This window comes from Mycobacterium sp. E735 (assembly GCF_001666955.1).
Lineage (GTDB): Bacteria > Actinomycetota > Actinomycetes > Mycobacteriales > Mycobacteriaceae > Mycobacterium.
This window is the reverse complement of the sequence record NZ_LZIX01000324.1, coordinates 1-1,498: the sequence shown is the minus strand read 5'-3', so window position 1 is coordinate 1,498 and position 1,498 is coordinate 1. Positions and strand designations below refer to the sequence as shown.

Below are 1,498 nucleotides of genomic sequence, written 5' to 3'. Positions count from 1 at the left end.
AGACTCCGCCGCCGAGCAGACCACCGAGCCCACCCAGACCGGGCAGCGCCTTGGCTGCCGCCGGAGCCGCACCACCGATCAACCCCACCGTCTTGGAGATCTGGGTGAAGGTGTTGGCCATACCGGTACTGAAGTACGGCAGACCCTCGGTGTTATAGAACAGGCTGGCGAACGGGCTGTAGCCGTTGACGGCCGCCCCCAGGTTGGTGGGGAAGGCGGTCTGGCCGGTCAACAGGAACCACAGCTCGCTCATCGGGTTGTTCGTCGTCGCGGCGGTCGCTGCTGCCTTGACTGGCGCGGTGGTCGTCGTCGTGGCGGTGGTGGCCGCCTTTTGCGCGACGTTGGCCGCGTTGCCGGCGGAAGTGTTGGCCGCCGCGTTGGCCACCGTGCTGGCCTGGGTGGTGGTGCCCGCGTCGTTGGTCACCTTCGGGGCGGCCTGGAACTGGGTGATGCCCTTGGTCGCCGCCGTGGACTGCACCGAGTAGTTGGCCATCGCCCCGGCATCCTGGGCCCAAAACTCGCCGTACTGGGCCTCCAACTGCGCGATCGCCCCGGTGTTCTGCCCGATCACGTTGGTGGCCTGCAACTGCTGCACCAACGCCCGGTTGGCCGCGATCACCGGCGGTGGCACCACCGCGGCGAACGCCGCCTCATAAGCCGCCGCCGCCGCGGCGGCCTGCACCGCGGCCTGCTCGGCCTGCGCCGCCGTGCTGGCCAGCCACTCCGCATACGGGGTGGCCGCGGCCGCCATCGCCGCCGAGGCCGTGCCCGCCCACTCCTCACTGGCCAGCTGAGTCACCACATTCTGATAACTCAACGCAGCCGACTGCAGCTCCGCGGCGATCGCATTCCACGCCGACGCCGCCGTCATCAACGACCCCGACCCCGGACCGGCATAAATCCGCGCCGAATTAACCTCCGGCGGAAGCGCCCCAAAATCAAACATCATTGGCTCCTTTAACCCGTCGCGGCCGCGTTGGCCGCCTCAGTCACCGCGTAGGACCCCGAGCTCATCCTCAGGGTGTTGACGAACATCTCGTGAATCGCCGTGCCCTGGGCGCTCACAGCCTGATACATCTGCGCATGCGCAGAGAACTGCGCCGCGGTCAGTGCCGACACTTCGTCGGCTGCGGCCGGCACGATCCCCGTCGTCGGGGCCGCCGCCGCGGCGTTCTGCGCGCTGAGCGCCGAACCGATGCTTTGCAGATCGCCCGCGGCCGCGGCCAGCGCCTCCGGCTGCGTCGTGACAAACGACATTAAGATCCCTCCCTGGTTTCGGCTCGCTGGCCTTTGAGGAACGGTTTGCCGGTGGGCTTACCGCAGGCGTGGCTTACTGCTGAGATTAAATGGGTCACGCGGTGCCTCGCCTCCCTAGTGCCGACTGTTCATTCGTGTACAACTTCCGTTCACCTGGCCTTTCCCTATCCGGCCGATGGGGGTCGGGTTAGGACGCTGTAGCGGAAGCCGTATTTGTGGGAGTAGCCCGCGGCGGCGCCGG

At 67.7% G+C, this 1,498-nt stretch carries 2 protein-coding genes; both read right to left on the bottom strand.

What is annotated here, in order from left to right; genetic code table 11:
- The coding region (locus A5704_RS26365) for a PPE family protein (protein ID WP_067891841.1) at positions 1-949 on the bottom strand (949 nt) is incomplete at its 3' end.
- Positions 950-957: 8 nt separating this feature from the next.
- On the bottom strand, positions 958-1,257 hold the full coding sequence (locus A5704_RS26360) for a PE family protein (RefSeq protein ID WP_067758919.1): 300 nt from the start codon (positions 1,255-1,257) through the stop codon (positions 958-960).
- Between the last annotated feature and the right edge of the window lie 241 nt (positions 1,258-1,498).